This window comes from Rhodococcus wratislaviensis (assembly GCF_041228765.1).
GTDB classification, from domain to species: domain Bacteria; phylum Actinomycetota; class Actinomycetes; order Mycobacteriales; family Mycobacteriaceae; genus Rhodococcus_F; species Rhodococcus_F wratislaviensis.
Map to the genome: position 1 here is coordinate 2,270,841 of NZ_CP150488.1, position 14,661 is coordinate 2,285,501.

General features: G+C 66.6%; 15 protein-coding genes. 4 read left to right on the forward strand and 11 right to left on the reverse strand.

Going from position 1 to position 14,661, the window contains the following annotated elements; genetic code table 11:
* The 4 genes from WKC72_RS10235 to WKC72_RS10250 form a co-directional block, all read right to left on the reverse strand.
* Positions 1–795 carry an alpha/beta fold hydrolase gene (locus WKC72_RS10235; RefSeq protein ID WP_268789514.1) on the reverse strand — a complete coding sequence of 265 codons (795 nt, stop codon included), beginning with the start codon at positions 793–795 and terminating at the stop codon, positions 1–3.
* Between the two features lie 73 nt (positions 796–868).
* Entirely contained in the window at positions 869–1,717 is an 849-nt protein-coding gene (gene catA, locus WKC72_RS10240) for a catechol 1,2-dioxygenase (protein WP_268789515.1), read from the reverse strand.
* A 21-nt stretch (positions 1,718–1,738) separates the two neighbouring features.
* Positions 1,739–3,355: a 4-hydroxyphenylacetate 3-hydroxylase family protein gene (locus WKC72_RS10245; protein ID WP_037225988.1), complete on the reverse strand. Its 1,617-nt coding sequence runs from the start codon at positions 3,353–3,355 to the stop codon at positions 1,739–1,741.
* Between the two features lie 20 nt (positions 3,356–3,375).
* Positions 3,376–3,948, reverse strand: coding sequence for a flavin reductase family protein (locus WKC72_RS10250; protein ID WP_112300093.1), 573 nt, complete (start codon positions 3,946–3,948; stop codon positions 3,376–3,378).
* A gap of 238 nt (positions 3,949–4,186) precedes the next feature.
* On the opposite strand from WKC72_RS10250, the gene WKC72_RS10255 reads away from it, so the two are divergent.
* Entirely contained in the window at positions 4,187–5,134 is a 948-nt protein-coding gene (locus tag WKC72_RS10255; RefSeq protein ID WP_370182469.1) for an AraC family transcriptional regulator, read from the forward strand.
* A gap of 65 nt (positions 5,135–5,199) precedes the next feature.
* Positions 5,200–6,639: a DUF222 domain-containing protein gene (locus tag WKC72_RS10260; protein WP_370182470.1), complete on the forward strand. Its 1,440-nt coding sequence runs from the start codon at positions 5,200–5,202 to the stop codon at positions 6,637–6,639.
* 26 nt (positions 6,640–6,665) lie between these two features.
* Here WKC72_RS10260 and WKC72_RS10265 read toward each other — a convergent pair whose 3' ends face one another.
* From WKC72_RS10265 to WKC72_RS10280, 4 genes are all read right to left on the reverse strand, one after another.
* Positions 6,666–7,811: an LLM class flavin-dependent oxidoreductase gene (locus WKC72_RS10265; RefSeq protein ID WP_037225983.1), complete on the reverse strand. Its 1,146-nt coding sequence runs from the start codon at positions 7,809–7,811 to the stop codon at positions 6,666–6,668.
* 584 nt (positions 7,812–8,395) lie between these two features.
* On the reverse strand, positions 8,396–9,607 hold the full coding sequence (locus WKC72_RS10270; RefSeq protein ID WP_037225981.1) for a cytochrome P450: 1,212 nt from the start codon (positions 9,605–9,607) through the stop codon (positions 8,396–8,398).
* A gap of 14 nt (positions 9,608–9,621) precedes the next feature.
* A complete protein-coding gene (locus tag WKC72_RS10275; RefSeq protein WP_037225980.1) occupies positions 9,622–10,986 on the reverse strand; it encodes an NAD(P)/FAD-dependent oxidoreductase in 1,365 nt (454 codons plus the stop codon).
* Complete coding sequence (locus tag WKC72_RS10280) at positions 10,976–11,194, reverse strand: ferredoxin (RefSeq protein ID WP_037225977.1); 219 nt, start codon at positions 11,192–11,194, stop codon at positions 10,976–10,978. The genes WKC72_RS10275 and WKC72_RS10280 overlap by 11 nt, the downstream gene beginning before the upstream one ends.
* Positions 11,195–11,554: 360 nt before the next feature.
* On the opposite strand from WKC72_RS10280, the gene WKC72_RS10285 reads away from it, so the two are divergent.
* Entirely contained in the window at positions 11,555–11,839 is a 285-nt protein-coding gene (locus WKC72_RS10285; RefSeq protein WP_370182473.1) for an ANTAR domain-containing protein, read from the forward strand.
* Here the strand turns inward: WKC72_RS10285 and WKC72_RS10290 are convergent.
* Positions 11,836–12,180: a TraR/DksA C4-type zinc finger protein gene (locus WKC72_RS10290; protein WP_037225970.1), complete on the reverse strand. Its 345-nt coding sequence runs from the start codon at positions 12,178–12,180 to the stop codon at positions 11,836–11,838. The two genes, WKC72_RS10285 and WKC72_RS10290, sit on opposite strands and share 4 nt — an antisense overlap.
* An 84-nt stretch (positions 12,181–12,264) precedes the next feature.
* On the opposite strand from WKC72_RS10290, the gene WKC72_RS10295 reads away from it, so the two are divergent.
* Positions 12,265–13,026, forward strand: a complete 762-nt coding sequence (locus WKC72_RS10295) for a class I SAM-dependent methyltransferase (protein ID WP_370182474.1) — start codon at positions 12,265–12,267, stop codon at positions 13,024–13,026.
* A 1-nt stretch (position 13,027) separates the two neighbouring features.
* Here the strand turns inward: WKC72_RS10295 and WKC72_RS10300 are convergent, their stop codons facing one another.
* Positions 13,028–13,567 carry a DinB family protein gene (locus tag WKC72_RS10300; RefSeq protein ID WP_370182475.1) on the reverse strand — a complete coding sequence of 180 codons (540 nt, stop codon included), beginning with the start codon at positions 13,565–13,567 and terminating at the stop codon, positions 13,028–13,030.
* A 42-nt stretch (positions 13,568–13,609) separates the two neighbouring features.
* A complete protein-coding gene (locus WKC72_RS10305; protein WP_037225964.1) occupies positions 13,610–14,629 on the reverse strand; it encodes an Lrp/AsnC family transcriptional regulator in 1,020 nt (339 codons plus the stop codon).
* Positions 14,630–14,661 lie beyond the last annotated feature (32 nt).

Below are 14,661 nucleotides of genomic sequence, written 5' to 3' on the forward strand. Positions count from 1 at the left end.
TCAGCTGTCGAGAGCCCGAATCCAGTCGGTGAGCGCCCGCACCACGTGTGCGGGCGCTTCCGGCATCAGGGCGTGGCTGGCATTCGGGACGACGGTCACGGTGACCAATTCGCCGAACCGATCCCGCAATTCGTTCTCCGTCTCACGCGGACGGAACGGGTCGAGAGCGGACTGCAGGTCCAGGATCGGCTGGTGCGCGACATCCCACCACTCCTCCTTGGGTGTGGCGGCCGATGCGGCGAGCTGGCGCTTCGACACCTCCGGGTACCAGCCGGTGAGCCACTCCGCCGGATCGTTGCCGGGGGCGAAGAAGCCGGTCTGCAGGTAGCCGATCCGCTCTTCGTCGGGCAGCGTGGAGTCCGAGCACTTCACCGCCAGCGCTGTCAGCTCGGCCGGGTAATTGCGGGCGCCTGCGGCGGCCACGACGATGCCGCGCACCAGGTCGGGCCGGTCGGCGGCCAGCATTCGTGCCACGTAGTGCCCGAAGGCATGACCGACCACCACGGCCGGACCGTTGTCCTGCGCCTCGATCACCGCTCCGACGTCGGCGGCCAGATCGTGCAACGTGATGTTCTCCAGCGGTCCCGTGCTCCGGCCGATGCCACGCGGCTGCGGACGGGATACCCGGAACCCGTTCTGCGCGAGACCGTCCGCGACGTCGTCGTAGTCGTACGATTCGCGCCCGAGCGAGGGCAGCAGGATCACCGACGGACCACTGCCCTCGACGACGACCTCGATCACGGCCGCAGCCGTGTGGACGAATTCCGTCGTCCGCGCCTGTGGCGTGCTCGGCATGATGATTCCTCCGTAAACGTTGAAGCCCCGGGCGACACGATCTTTCGCGTCGCCCGGGGAAATTGACGGTGTGTCAGTCCGCTTCGGGATCGAGCGCGAAGTCGTAGCTGACAACCTTACGCCCGGTGTCGTCGAGCCGGGGATCGAGGAGGAGTTCGGGTTTGGTCGCGGTGGCGACGTCGTCGTCGATCCAGTCGCCCCCCGCGAAGTAGAGCTGAGTGATGATCGGTTGCTTGCCCGGGGAGGTCACCCGCAGGTGCAGGTGCGCCGGACGCCACGGGTGCCAGCCCGCCCCTTCGATGAACTGTCCGGTCGGGCCGTCGGTCGGAATCTGGTACGGGGCAGGCTGAATGGTGGTGATCTCGTACCGTCCCTCCGAATCGGTGACGATGGTCCCGCGGAGGTTCCATTCAGGAAGATGAGGAGCGAACTGCGAGTAGTAACCCTCGTCGTCGGCGTGCCAGAGTTCGATGATTGCGCCGCCGAGTCCGGCACCGTCCAGGTCGGTCACCCGGCCGCTGAGGACGAGAGCGGTGTGTGCCCGGTCCTCGTCGCGCATCGGCAGGGTGCACTGTGCGGGGAGTTCCGGGGCACCGGGGACGTAGTACGGTCCCTCGATGCTTCCCTTGGTGCCCCGGAACCTGGTGGAGTTCACCTCTTCGATGTCGTGCTCGACGAACACGTCGAGGAGCAGCGGCCACTCGCCGCCCTCACCCACCTCGATGAGCCACTGCTTGAGAACCCGGTATTCCGGGTAGGTGACGGCGTGCCTGTGGATCAGCGCGCTCAATCCGGCGAGCGCCTCGGTGGCGATCGCGGACAGGCGCTCGGGTGACGTGTCGGCGGTGAACCGGGCGCCCTTGAACTTGTCGGTGGCGGCGTTGCCGGAGCCGACCGCGGTAGGGCTGTCGATAGTGGTCATGGTTTCTCCTGGTCTGAGGGGCTAGCTGCGGCCGAAGTAGGACACGTCGTCGTTGCCGATCAGGTCGGGCACGGTCCAGCCGTCGAGGTCGTACTCGGCGAGGCACTGTTCGGCCAGACCCTTCATGGAGCTGACGGTTCCGCGGTTCTCGGCGAACATGAGCAGCTCCGCCTTCACGCCCTCGTGGTTGCCTGCGTAGTTGCGCTCGTACAGCTCGTGGCGGCCACCGAACTCGCTGCCGATCGAATCCCACAGCGCCTTCATGATCTTGACGCGTTCGACCGCGGTCATGCCCTCCGAGCCGCGGACGTACTTGTCCAGGTAGGGGCGGACGTCGGGACTCTTGAAGTCGGCGGCCGAGGACGGCAGGTAGATCAGACCGGACGCGACGTCCTGCTCGATGATCTCCTTGATCCGCGGGTAACCCTGCTGCATGAACATGCGGTACGTCAGGCCGTATTCGAGCTTCGGGATGACCGTGTCGCCTACCCACGGCTCGGGATCGCGGACCATCGATTCGGTCAGTGACCAGAACAGGTTCCGCCAGCCGATGACCTCACCGACTCGGGTCTGCACGCCACGGAAGCCGCCGGCTCCGGTGGCATCGAGGGCCTTCATCAGCAGGCCGGCGATGAAGTCGAGTTTCACGGCCAGGCGGGTGCAGCCCTGCAGGGTGAAGCGGGGCAGGAATCCGGACTGCGGGAAGAAGGCGTTGATCTTGTCCACGTCGCCGTACATGAACACGTTCTCCCACGGCACCAGCACCTTGTCGAAGACGAAGATGGTGTCGTTCTCGTCCATCCGCGATGACAGCGGGTAGTCGAACGGGGAGCCCATCACGGCCGCGTTCTGGGTGTAGGACGTGCGGCAGATCAGCTTCACGCCCGGTGCGTCCATCGGGACGGTGCAGATGAGGGCGAACTGCTTCTTCTTGATCGGCAGGCCGTAGTGGGCGATGAAGTTGTAGTTGGTGATCGCCGAGCCGGTCGCCACGACCTTGGCGCCGGAGACGATGAGGCCGGCGTCGGTTTCCTTCTCCACCTTCATGAACACATCGCCGACCTCGTCCGGCGGGAGCTGCCGGTCGACCGGCGGGTTGATGATGGCGTGGTTCCAGTAGAGGACCTTTTCCTGCGATTCCTTGTACCAGCGTTCGGCGTTGTCCTGGAACGGCGAGTACAGCTCCTTGTTGGCGTGCAGGGTGCCGAGGAAGGAGGCCTTGTAGTCGGGGGACCGGCCCATCCAGCCGTATGTCATGCGCGCCCAGGTGGCGATGGCGTCACGATCCTTCAACAGATCGTCGGAGTTCTTCGACGCCCGGAAGAACGGCATCGTGACGCCGCCGTTGCCGGTGTCGGTGGGCGTCGTCAGGGTCTCGACGTGCTCGCCGGTGTGCATGGCGTCGTAGAGGCGGGCGGTCATCCGGATGGGGTTGCGGAACGCCGGATGCGTGGTGACATCCTTGACACGCTCGCCGTGCAGGTAGATCTCGCGGTCGTCGCGCAGCGACTCGATGTACTCGTCGCCCGTCATGGGCCGCGACGCGAAGTTCTTCGTGCGGTTGGCCTCGCAGTCTGCGGCGACGTTGACCTTCGTGCGGTCGACGGCGGTCTCGGGGGCGGATTCGGTGGTGGTCATGGTGTTCCCTTCGGTCAGGATTACGAGGCAGCCTGGGCGAGCTGCAGGTGAAGCGGGGTGAACGACGCGGCGGCGTCGAACCATCCGCTGTGGGGGTCGTCGAGGCAGCCGTTCCACGCCGTGGTGCCCGAGGCGGCACCCAGATCGTGGAAGGTGCTGCGGTAGAACAGCAGTGGGTCCTTGGTCGCGTCGACGGACGCGTCGACGATCTCTCCGATGAAGATGATGTGGTCACCGCCGTCGTAGGAAGCCCAGGGTGAGCACGTGAGCGTGGCCGCGTTGCCGGACAACGCGGGAGCGATGCCGGCAGAATCCCACGCCGGTTCCGTCCGTTGCGGTTTGCCCGCGAAGTGCATCGCCGTGTCGAGCTGATCGGCGGCCAGAATGTTCACCGCGAACGGCGCACCATCCAGGTAGCTGCACGCCTTCGACTTCCGGGTCAGCGTCACCTGGCACAGCCGCGGTTCGATCGAGACGGCGGTGAAGGCGGTGACGGTCGCCCCGTGCGGCTCGCCGTCGCCGTTGGCACACGTGATGACGGTGACGCCACTGGCGAACTGGCCGAAAATGTTACGCAGAGTGCGCTGGTCCATTTCTCCTGACCGCCTTTCTGCACGATTCGTGCGATAACCCCTGCGATGGGGACCTGCACAACGTATGACGGGCGTCACAATCCGTCGATCCGCATTGCGAAGGCTCGATCCGGAACGCGAAACGGGATTGCCGGACGGGGGCCGCCGGCACTTGCCCGTGATGTGAGTCACAGGCGATGCTAAGGTCGGGAGTTGCCCGTGCGCGGTCGTTGCGCGAGGTGAGAGGTCTGGTAGGCGCATGCGAGGACAGCTGGAAGGTCCCGGTTTCACCGACTGGGAGGAGGTTCACGAGGTGGTCGCGGACGCGTACTTCCCTCACGAGCTGCGTCCGCTGTCGCGGGACACCGCGGCGCGGTCTTCGCTGGAGTCCTCGCAGATGGGCGCGTCCAGGCTCGCCCGGATCGGTTTCGGGGCGCCCGTGTCGATCGAGTCCGACCATCCGGGTGCGTACGGCATCAACATCCCCTTGACCGGCCGCATCGTGTCGGTCACCGGCGGCACGGAAGTGACCTCGACGCCGGGTCTGGCCACCATCTGCCCGCCCGACACCCGGACCGTCATCACCAACTGGAGTAGTTCCTGCGAGATCATCGGATTCAAGGTGGACCGGGACTACCTGCAGCGCGAAATGGACCGCGTGCTCGCCAGGCCCGGGCAGAAGTTGCCGCGGCAACTCGACCTGCGCGCCGGCGCCGGCGCCGAGTGGCTGAGGTTCGTCCGTGCCGTCGCCGACCAAGCATTGCGCGACAGCGTTCTTCTGCACAGCGACCAGGTGTCGCAACAACTGTGCGGAGCGCTGACCACCGCGCTCGTGCTCACCGCCATGCCGGACGACGACGCGGGTGCCGCGGGAATCCGGCCGCGCATCGTCAAGCGGGTCATCGACGCGATCCAGCAGGACCCGGCCCGCCCATGGACCGCCGGGGAGATGGCCGAACTCGTCGGCGTGAGCGTCCGGCGTATGCAGCAGGGGTTCCGCGAGTACGTGGGCATGACGCCGATGGAGTACCTCGCCGATGTGCGCCTCGCGGGTGTCCATGCCGAACTCACCGGAAGTGGTTCCTGCGCAACCATTTCCGAAGTCGCGACGCGCTGGGGAATCATGCACACCGGCAGATTCGCCGCCGCCTACCGCCGCAAGTACGGCGTGACGCCGTCCGAGTCGCTGCGCGATCGCGGGCTCTGATCGGTTCGGTGGCGAGGTCGGTTTCGCCTCCGAAACGTGTCGGATCCCCGCGGTAGTATTCGCACATGAGTTCGACTGGGGGGTCGGTGGGTAGCCGTGCGGCGGAGCATCTGTCGATGCTCGCTGCCGCGGTCGACGGGCTGCTCGATGCCGGGCTCACCGAATTGTCGGACACCGAGGTCGTCGAGGTGATGCGCGGGATGGAGCAGTCGCTTCGCCGCGCGGAGGCGGTCTCACACCGATTGGTCGTGGAGAGCGTCGAACGCTCGGTCCCGGCGCGTCTGGGGTATACCTCGCCGAAGAAACTCCTGATCGACGTGCTCCGGATCTCGGGTGCGGATGCGTCCGCCCGTACCACCGCTGCCCGCGAACTGGGCGTGTGGCACACCCTGGCCGGCGAGTCGATGTCACCGGTCTTGCCGGAAACTGCTGCGGCGCAACGTGACGGCGACATCGGCGCGGATCATGTACGGGCGATCGCGAAGGTGATGCGCAAGATTCCCCACGTCGTCGACAACGACGCGGTGGTCGACGCCGAGGCCGTGCTCGCCAACTTGGCGAGAAGCGGCACCCCGGAGGATGTGGAGCAGGCGGGGCATCGGCTGCTGGCATATCTGAACCCGGACGGGAATCTCGGCGACGACCGCGACCGGAAACGCCGGCGGGGCATTTCGATCGGCAGGCAAGACACCGAACTGATGTCGAGAATCTCCGGTGAACTCGACCCTGTCGCGCGGGCGATGCTCGATCCGATCCTCGCAAAATGGGCGCGGCCCGGAATGAACAATACGGACGATCCCGACTCACCGGCTGGTGACGGCGAAGACCCCTCTATCGATCGTGACCTGTTGGCGGCGGCGGCCGCCCGCGATACCCGTACCGCGGCGCAGCGCAATCACGACGCGTTCAGCGCGGTATTTCGGGCGCTGCTCGAGTCGGGGGTGCTCGGCCGGCACCGGGGACTACCGGCCACAGTGATCGTCACGATGACACTCGAACAGTTGGAGCAGGCGGTCGGGGGTCTGGCCACAACGGCCACCGGTGGGTTGCTCCCGATCGCGGACGCATTAGCGCTGGCAGAGAAGGCGCATCCGGTGCTCGCGCTGTTCGATCATGCAGGTCGTCCGCTCCACCTGGGGCGGCGGCGTCGTCTGGCCAGCGCCGATCAGCGGATCGCCCTGATCGCCTCGGACGGGGGTTGCACACGGCCGGGGTGTTCGGCGCCGTCGAGTCTGTGCGCGGTGCACCATGTCACGGATTGGCACAAGGGCGGACGCACCGACATCGAGGGTCTGGCCCTGGTCTGCGACGCCTGCCACGCCCAGGTCAACGACGGCCCGGCCGGGTGGGCGACGCGGTCCGCGCCTGTGCACTCCACATTCGCAGGCCGCACCGAGTGGATCCCGCCACCACACATCGACCCCACCCGAAGACCGCGCATCAACCACCGACATCACCCCGGTGAGTTGATCGAGCATGCGCGACGGGAGGCCCGGGCGCCGTGACAACAACTGGGAGACACCGACGTTGGTCACAGTCGGCGCATACCGCGGAGAAGTTGCACGAGTGAGAGTGAAGAGCCGAGGCCAATACGGAGTTTGGGGTGAACAGGGCTGATATTGGCAATGACGGCGTATCGGACACCGTGGTCGCGCCATTCGCTCAATTGATCGAGTATTTCCGACGGGGTCCCGGCCAGACACGTTTCACGGACCAACGACGGCGGCACACGTTCGACATAGCTGAGGGCGGTGTGTTCATCGATGGTCTGCGGCAACAAGTCTTGAATACCGGAAAATGTAGGGCCCATCGGGTGCTCGACGCCGTGGCGTGCCCACACCTCGGCGGATGCGGACAGTGCGAATGCCCGGGCCGTGGTCGATCCGACCATCTCGTCGACCTGTGCGCTGCTGCTCGCGGTCAAAACGAAGAACAACACCGCCGGCGTAATGGCCAACGGATCTCGTCCGGCGCCCTCTGCCGCCGACCTGATCACGGCGAGCTTTTGGGAGTACTGCTTCGGCTGCTGCGGATAGGAGGGGAACCAGGCGTCGGCGTACCTGCCGGCGATGCCCAGCATCCGCGGGCCGTGCGCCGCGACCCAGATCTCCGGCCACCCGCCCTTGTGCGGCGGGATGTCGAACACGGCGTCGTGGAGCGGGAAGAATTGCGATTCCCGGGTCACCGGCGCGCCGCCCGAGTCCCACAGAGCGCGGATGGTCGCGATCGCCTCGTCGAATCGTGCTACCGGCTTTGCCCAGTCAACCCCGTACGGCTCGTTGCCTTCCCGTTCGCCGGGGCCGATACCGAGTATGGTCCGCCCGCGGCTGAGGTGATGAAGAGTGGCGGCGGCCTGCGCCGTCACGGCGGGGTTTCGCCTTCCGGCGTCGGTAACCCCCACGCCGAGTCTCAGTCGGGTGATCCGGTTCTGTGCGGCGATGTAGCCCAGGGTGGTCCAGGGTTCGTAGATTGCGTCCGCTCGCGGCGCGAGTTTGGCCACGCCGAGGTATTTCGGGTTCCAGATTGACGACGGAAACACGCCGTTGAGGTGATCGGGTATCCACATCGAGTCTGCCCCACCAGCGGCGGCGATCTGTCGGGTAGTGCGGAGCAGCAAATCGGGGGCGAATCGAACGTGCAATGCACCGTCCATCAGCCCGGTTCTGAAGCCGTTCATGGCAGGTCCTTCTCAAGCGTCCGTTCTCATTACCACGCTTCTGACTCGAGGTGCGGTCTTCTTGCTGCACCGCGAGGGGCACGCGCTGGAGCCGGTGCGACACTTTCGCATTCGCTGAACACTCGCCGCCCCGAGTTCGCGTCGTCCATCGGGACATGATCCGCCACCGGCCAAACGAATCGTGTTTCCATGGCCAGCCAAGACGAGACCGGTCGTTTTGACAGTCCTCCCGTCAGCCCTCGATGTCACTGGTCGTTAGGCCCTCGAAAGACTGAAGCCACCCGGTCACCGGCATCGCATCCTCCAGTCGGGCGGCGCTGCACAGTTTTGCGCTCCTACAAGGATGACATTCGGGCATCACTGGAGCGGTTCTCCTCAGTGACACCGCATAGGGTCCGCTATCGGTGACCGTCCATCGGTCCTGGCTCGGTGGCCGGTCGCGGTGGGCAATTCCGTAGTTACAAAGGTTTCACCGTCGCTCAGCGATCGATGGCCGCTAGTCGCGATTAAGCACGTGTTCCGAACTGTGCTCGGCGCGAGCATCCGTATCGACGGAATTCTCGAGTAGTTCTCGGTAAGCCCCGTCACCCACAGTCCACCAGCAGGTGCCGGGGACCTCGCAGCACCGGGTTCGGGCGGTAAGGCGGCGGGTCCTCGACGAGGCGCGGATTGGGGAGACGGCGGATGAGTTCGGCGAGCGCCATCTGCCCTTCGAGGCGGGCCAGGGGAGCGCCGAAGCAACTGTGGATGCCGCTGCCCAGACCCACGTGCTGGTTGTCGGCGCGGTCGGGGACGAACCGGTCGGCGTCGACGAAGCGTTCGGGATCACGATTCGCCGACGCCAATGCGAGGACGAGGGGCGAACCCTTCGGGACGGTCACACCGTCGATTTCGATGTCCACGATCGGCGTTCGCTGGCCAAGGAGATGCACGGGCGGTTCGAAGCGGAGCAGTTCCTCCACAGCCTGCGGCATCAGGTCCGGTTCGGCGCGAAGACGTTCGAGAGCTTCGGGGTTGCGGAGCAAGGTCAGCATGCCGTTGGTGATGAGGTTGACGGTGGTCTCGTGCCCGGCGATGAACAGCAGGATGGAGTTGGTGACCAACTCGACGGTGTTCAACTGACCGTCGGGCCCCGAATCGTTGGCCAGCCCCGACAGCATGTCGTCACCGGGATCGCGGCGACGGTCTTCGATGAGACCGGCCATGAACATGGCCATCTCCATCTGGGCCTGCTTCGCCACCTTCACCTGCTCGGTGTCGGCGCCGGCACGCCGCGGGTCGATGGCGGCCACCAGCGCGTCGGCCCAGGCGTGGAACCTGGGTTCCTCCTCGTGGGGCACCCCGAGCAGCCGGCAGATGACGGTGACGGGGAAGGGGTAGGCGAAGTCGTCGACGATGTCGATGCGCTCCCTACCATCGAGTCCGTCGACCAGTTTCGTGACGAGTGTGGCGAGTTCGCCACGCATGGAGTCGATTCGGCCGGGGCTGTGCGGCGGACCGAACTGCCGCGTCGTCAGTCTGCGCAACCGATCGTGCTCGGGCGGATCGAGTTTCAGGAAGGACTCCGGCCCGTCCCCGGCACGATCCGCGCCGGGGAGCCCTGGCCCACGGTTGTGCAGGTCGGAGCTGATCCTCGGGTCGTGGAGGAGCGCCATGACGTCGTAGTACCGTCCGACGAGGTAGGAACCGTTGTCCTGCGGCGCCACCCGCGTCTCACGAAGTTCCTCGTACAGCGGATACGGATTCGGCCGGCTCGCCTGGTCGGTGATCCGCTGGAACAGCTGCGCACGCGACATGGACACTCTCCCTGTTACTTCGGTAGCGAGACGAACTCGACGCGACGTTCGGTGGGCAGATGACCGGTCACGGCGACGGTGGGGCCGTGGCTGAGAACGGCAGGGTCCGGCAATTCCGACGCACGGACCTCGAACGGCTCCGCCCGGTCCATGACGTCGAAGTCCGGGGGGAACGCGGCCGCCGACTCGATCAGTCCCCGGTAGAAGTCGAGCCACTTACCCTGATTGAACGCCACCGCGGCTGTGACGCGTCCGCGGAAGCCGTACGCCGCCACGAATCGCCGATCGGCGACGGAACCCTGCGTGATCACCACCTGATCGGAGTAGGTGGGGATACCCACGGACTTGATGTTGACGCCGAACTGGCTGGACCAGAACGCCGGAATCTCCAGGTGCGGTCGCCGACGGAGGCCGTCGTGGATCATGTTGTGGGCCGCCACCTCGGCCTGACCGACCGCGTTGCCCCAGTGCTCCAGTGCCAGCAGCTGGTAGTCGTAGAGCGGATGCGGTTGCCGCGCAACGTCGCCGGCGACGAATACGTTGTCGGTGACGATGCCGTTGATGTCGAACGCCCGGCAGCCGGCGTCGCAGGTGACTCCCCGAGGTCCGGCGGCGAGCCCGGAGCCGAACAGCCAGTCGGTGTTGCGGATACTGCCCTGCGCGACGATCGCCACGTCGGCGTCGAGTGTGGTCCCGTCCGACAGATGCGCACGGCACAGCTGCCCGTTGCCGTCCCCGTCGAGCCCGGTCACGGTGACCCCGGTGCGCAGGTCGACGCCGTGGTCGCGTTGCATGTCGGCCGCGACCGCCGCCACCACTCCGCCGAGCGCACCGACCAGCGGTGCCGGACCCCGCTCGGTGACCGTCACCGACAGCCCACGCTCCCGGCACACCGACGCGATCTCCGAGCCCGTGAACCCGGCCCCGATCACCAGGACGTGACGTGGTCCGGCGGACAGTCGCTCGTTCAGCCGACGCGAGTCGTCGCAGGTTCGGATGGTGAAGACACCGTCGAGGGCGGCCTCGGACGAGTTCGACCACGGCCGGGCGCGGACGCCGGTCGCGATCAGCGCCTTGTCGAACTCGACGGCGTCGCCGTCGCTCAGAACCACCCGGTTGTTCTCCAGGTCGAGACTGGTGGCCCGCACGCCGAGCCGCCACTGCGCGTCGAGGTCCGGACGGAACGGCAGCGCCGCGTGGTCGGGCGGCATGATGCCGAGGAGTACAGCCTTCGACAGCGGGGGCCTGTCGTACGGCTCGTAGGGTTCGTCGCCGATCAGGGTGAGGGAGCCGTCGAAGCCCTGCCCCCGCAGTGCCTCCGCCGCGCGCACACCCGCGAGCGACGCACCGACGATGACGATCCGCACGTCACTGCCCATTGCGGTGGTCGGGGATGTCCGTAGTGATGGCGTGCACCGGGCACGCCGCGGCGGCTTGCGACACGCGGTCGCGCTCGTCGTCGGTGGGGCCCGCGTCGTAGAGCAGAGCCTCTTCTCCGTGCAGGGTGAAGACGTCGGGTGCGAGGAACACGCACTGCGCGTAACCCTGGCACCGATTGAGGTCGACGACGAGTTTCACGTCAATCATCCCGATTCTGAACAGTTCTGGTCACACGGGTCCACTGGGGCTGCGCGGCGCACGGCCGTCCGATCGCGTCGGGCGGAGACCTCCACCCGGAGATCAGTATTGCGGAATGGCCGGACTGTTCGGTTTCGATCCGCTGTTCTGGAGCCATTCAGAAATGCGCTACTCCGCGGAGTCGTACTCGCGGGTAGAACCCCACAGTAGTAACGAGAGTTACAAGTATCTTGCCGGAGTTCGTATCCTGCTGTCGAGAAACAACTTTCGGACACGGTCTCGATTCGGCAACACGGACGGCCGGATCGTGATGTGATGTGATGACAAGAGACCGGCAACGCCCAGTGGCGACACCTCAGAGGCGGAATATTGACGATCGAAGCTCACCGTGACACCCGCGCGACCCGGCACCTGTCCGCTTTGGACGCTGCAATTCAGATCCTGACCACCGCGCGCGGAAGCTCGTACAGCGCGGACCAGGCCTTCGACGAACTACTCGACTCCTCCATGCGGCATCAGGTCGATGTCGGAGATCTGGCGGAAGCTCTCGCCGATCTCGCCGACGGCATCCACCCCGGTGCCGACGATCACCGTCGGGCACGGGAGGTGGCCACCCGGGAATGGGGAGCCCTCCTGTCCGGCAACACCGGCTAACCGGCGCAGTCGATACAGGTCTGCGCCGCAGGTAGCGCGTCGAGTCGGACCTCGGCGATCGGCAGGCCGCACCGAATGCAGAGGCCGTACGTCCCATTGTCGAGTCGCTGCTGCGCCTCCGCCAGATCCTCCACCTCACGCCGTGCGTCCGCCAGCAGTGCCGACACCTGGGCCCGCTCGAACGCGATGGTCGAGCCCTCGGGGTCGTGTTCGTCGTCGTCCGTGGTGAATTCCGAACCCTCCACGATGGCGGTGAATCGGCCGGTCAGCGATGCGATGCGGCGCTCGGCGTCGGCTCGCTCCTCGGCGATGCGGGTGCGATGCTGTTCCGGGAGGGTCATCTCCCCTTCAACATCGGTGACGGTCCGGTGCTTCCCCCGGTAATCCGCTCGATCGATCCGGAACTTTCTGTCAGGCTTCCCGGCATGGCACGCGCATTCGAGGAGTTGGTGGCCGAGGCGGAATCCGTGTCGGTGGACGGCTGGGATTTCTCCTGGCTGGACGGCCGGGCCACCGAACAGCGGCCGTCGTGGGGGTATCAGCGCCTGATGGGTGAACGGCTCGCGCGCGCGGACGCCGCTCTGGACATCCAGACCGGGGGCGGGGAGGTCCTCGCCGGTGCAGCGAAGATGCCTCCCGTGATGGTGGCGACGGAATCGTGGCCGCCGAACGTCGCGAAGGCGACGGCACTGCTGCACCCGCTCGGTGCGGTCGTGGTAGCCGACACGGACGAGCCGCCGCTGCCCTTCGCCGACGGCGCCTTCGACCTGGTGACGAGCAGGCACCCCGCCACGGTGTGGTGGGACGAGATCGCCCGCGTCCTGCAACCCGGAGGCACGTACTTCTCACAGCACGTCGGACATGCGAGCGTGTTCGAACTCGTCGAGTACTTCCTCGGGCCCCAACCCGAGAAGGTGCGGCGAGGCCGCCACTACGAGGACGAGACTGCGGACGCGCAGGCCGCCGGTCTCGACGTCGTCGATCTCCGCTTCGAATCTCTGCGGATCGAGTTCTTCGACATCGGCGCCGTCATCTACTTCCTGCGCAAAGTGATCTGGATGGTGCCCAGCTTCACCGTCGCGGAGTATCGCGAACGGCTGCGGGAACTCCACGATCTGATCGAGGCGCAGGGGCCGTTCGTGGCCCACTCGACCCGCTTCCTCATCGAGGCCCGCAAACGCGGCTGACTCAGCCCATCGACTTCGACCCGTCGAGAGCCTCCCTGATGATGTCGGCGTGCCCGGCGTGCTGGGCGGTCTCGCCGATGATGTGGAGCAGGACCCGGCGCGCGGACCAGCGTGATCCCGGTTCGAACCACGGCGCCTTCGGCAGTGGGTGCGAGATGTCGAGGTCGGGCAGCGAGGCCACGATCTCGTCGGTCCGGTGCGCCACCTTCGCGTACCGGTCGAGGACGTCGGCCAGCGTCTCGTCGTCGCGGAGTGTGAACTCCTTCTCGTGATTGCCGGTGCCGGTGCCGTCCGCGGGACCGCCACGCACGGCGTCGGTGCCGCGCACGATGAAGTCGGCCCACACCCGTTCGACGTCCGACACGTGTTTGACGAGTCCGCCCAGACACAGTTCGCTCGCCGTCGTGCGCTGGGCCGCCTGTTCGTCGGTGAGGTCCCGGACGGTGTAGCGAAGGAAGTAGCGGTGCTTGGCCAGCGACTCCAGCAAGTCGGCACGCTCGCCGGTCGTCGAAGTTCTCGCGGTAGAGGTCACGGTGATCACCTGCTCCAGCCGGTCCGATGATGGCGCATTCGACCGTAGCGGTCAGCCGCCGTGCGCGGTGACGTAACCGGTCGCGCGGCCGTGGGTATCGAGTTCCCACCCCATCCGCTTCCGGGACCGGAGCGTCACCGACGAGTCGATGATCTCCAGGCTGGGGGCCCGGCTCTCCAGCCACTCCTGCACCCGCAACAGGTCGGGCAGCGAAGACACCCACATGCTGACGAGGAAGTTCGCGGGCCCGGTGAGCGACATGCACAACCTCAGTTCGGGCCGGGTGTTGACGACTTCGACGACTTCCCGGTGTGCGCGCACGGGCAGGCGGCACCACCATGTGACGGTGATCGGCCACCGCGTCGCGTCCTGGGCCACGTCGCAGCGCAGCACCACCGCCCGGGAGCGCAGCAACCCCGCGAGCTGCCGGCGAACCGACGACGCGGGCCGGTCGATGACCGAGGCGATCTCGCGCGCGGACGCCCGGCCGTTCCGGGTGAGTTCGCGGACGAGTGCGCGGGCGACCTCGTCCGTCAGGCTTTCCGGCCGAGCCGATCCGGACTGCGGAGGGGTGTTCTCCAGTGCGGCGATCGCGGCGGACTGTGCCGTGTCGAGGGAATCGAGGCGCCAGCGGCTGCCCTCCGCGTGGAGTGCGGTGCACGTGTGGGTCCGGGTCGAATTGACGCTCGGGTGGCCGGGCAGTTCGTCGAGCACCAGGTCCGACAACTCGTGCAGGGATCCCGTCTGCACCGTCAGGATGAGGTCCCGCCCGCGCGCCGCGTGTTCGATCGACGCCACCCGCGGGTCGCGGGTGAGCGCCTCGACCAGGGCCTTCGTGCCGCTGAGATCGCACGTCACCTCGATCATGGCGGTGAACGCACCGGCGCCCGTCATCGGCGCGGGGTACGCGGTGATCCAGGCCAGTCCGCGTGCGGTGATCGACTCCCACCTCCTCGCCAGCGTCGCGGACGTCGTCCGGAGGATCGGGGCCAGCTCGGCCCACGTCGCCCGGGGACGGATCTGCAACGCATGAATGAGCGAAAGCTCGGATTCTGTCAGCATTTCACTCATAGAACACATCCTGAGTCGGTTCGGATGATCGT

What these genes read in the sequence shown, in the direction of transcription:
- WKC72_RS10235 (WP_268789514.1), bottom strand. Translation starts at nt 795, where the DNA reads ATGCCGAGCACGCCACAGGCGCGGACGACGGAATTCGTCCACACGGCT.
- catA (WP_268789515.1), bottom strand. Translation starts at nt 1,717, where the DNA reads ATGACCACTATCGACAGCCCTACCGCGGTCGGCTCCGGCAACGCCGCC.
- WKC72_RS10245 (WP_037225988.1), bottom strand. Translation starts at nt 3,355, where the DNA reads ATGACCACCACCGAATCCGCCCCCGAGACCGCCGTCGACCGCACGAAG.
- WKC72_RS10250 (WP_112300093.1), bottom strand. Translation starts at nt 3,948, where the DNA reads ATGGACCAGCGCACTCTGCGTAACATTTTCGGCCAGTTCGCCAGTGGC.
- WKC72_RS10255 (WP_370182469.1), top strand. Translation starts at nt 4,187, where the DNA reads ATGCGAGGACAGCTGGAAGGTCCCGGTTTCACCGACTGGGAGGAGGTT.
- WKC72_RS10260 (WP_370182470.1), top strand. Translation starts at nt 5,200, where the DNA reads ATGAGTTCGACTGGGGGGTCGGTGGGTAGCCGTGCGGCGGAGCATCTG.
- WKC72_RS10265 (WP_037225983.1), bottom strand. Translation starts at nt 7,811, where the DNA reads ATGAACGGCTTCAGAACCGGGCTGATGGACGGTGCATTGCACGTTCGA.
- WKC72_RS10270 (WP_037225981.1), bottom strand. Translation starts at nt 9,607, where the DNA reads ATGTCGCGTGCGCAGCTGTTCCAGCGGATCACCGACCAGGCGAGCCGG.
- WKC72_RS10275 (WP_037225980.1), bottom strand. Translation starts at nt 10,986, where the DNA reads ATGGGCAGTGACGTGCGGATCGTCATCGTCGGTGCGTCGCTCGCGGGT.
- WKC72_RS10280 (WP_037225977.1), bottom strand. Translation starts at nt 11,194, where the DNA reads ATGATTGACGTGAAACTCGTCGTCGACCTCAATCGGTGCCAGGGTTAC.
- WKC72_RS10290 (WP_037225970.1), bottom strand. Translation starts at nt 12,180, where the DNA reads ATGACCCTCCCGGAACAGCATCGCACCCGCATCGCCGAGGAGCGAGCC.
- WKC72_RS10295 (WP_370182474.1), top strand. Translation starts at nt 12,265, where the DNA reads ATGGCACGCGCATTCGAGGAGTTGGTGGCCGAGGCGGAATCCGTGTCG.
- WKC72_RS10305 (WP_037225964.1), bottom strand. Translation starts at nt 14,629, where the DNA reads ATGAGTGAAATGCTGACAGAATCCGAGCTTTCGCTCATTCATGCGTTG.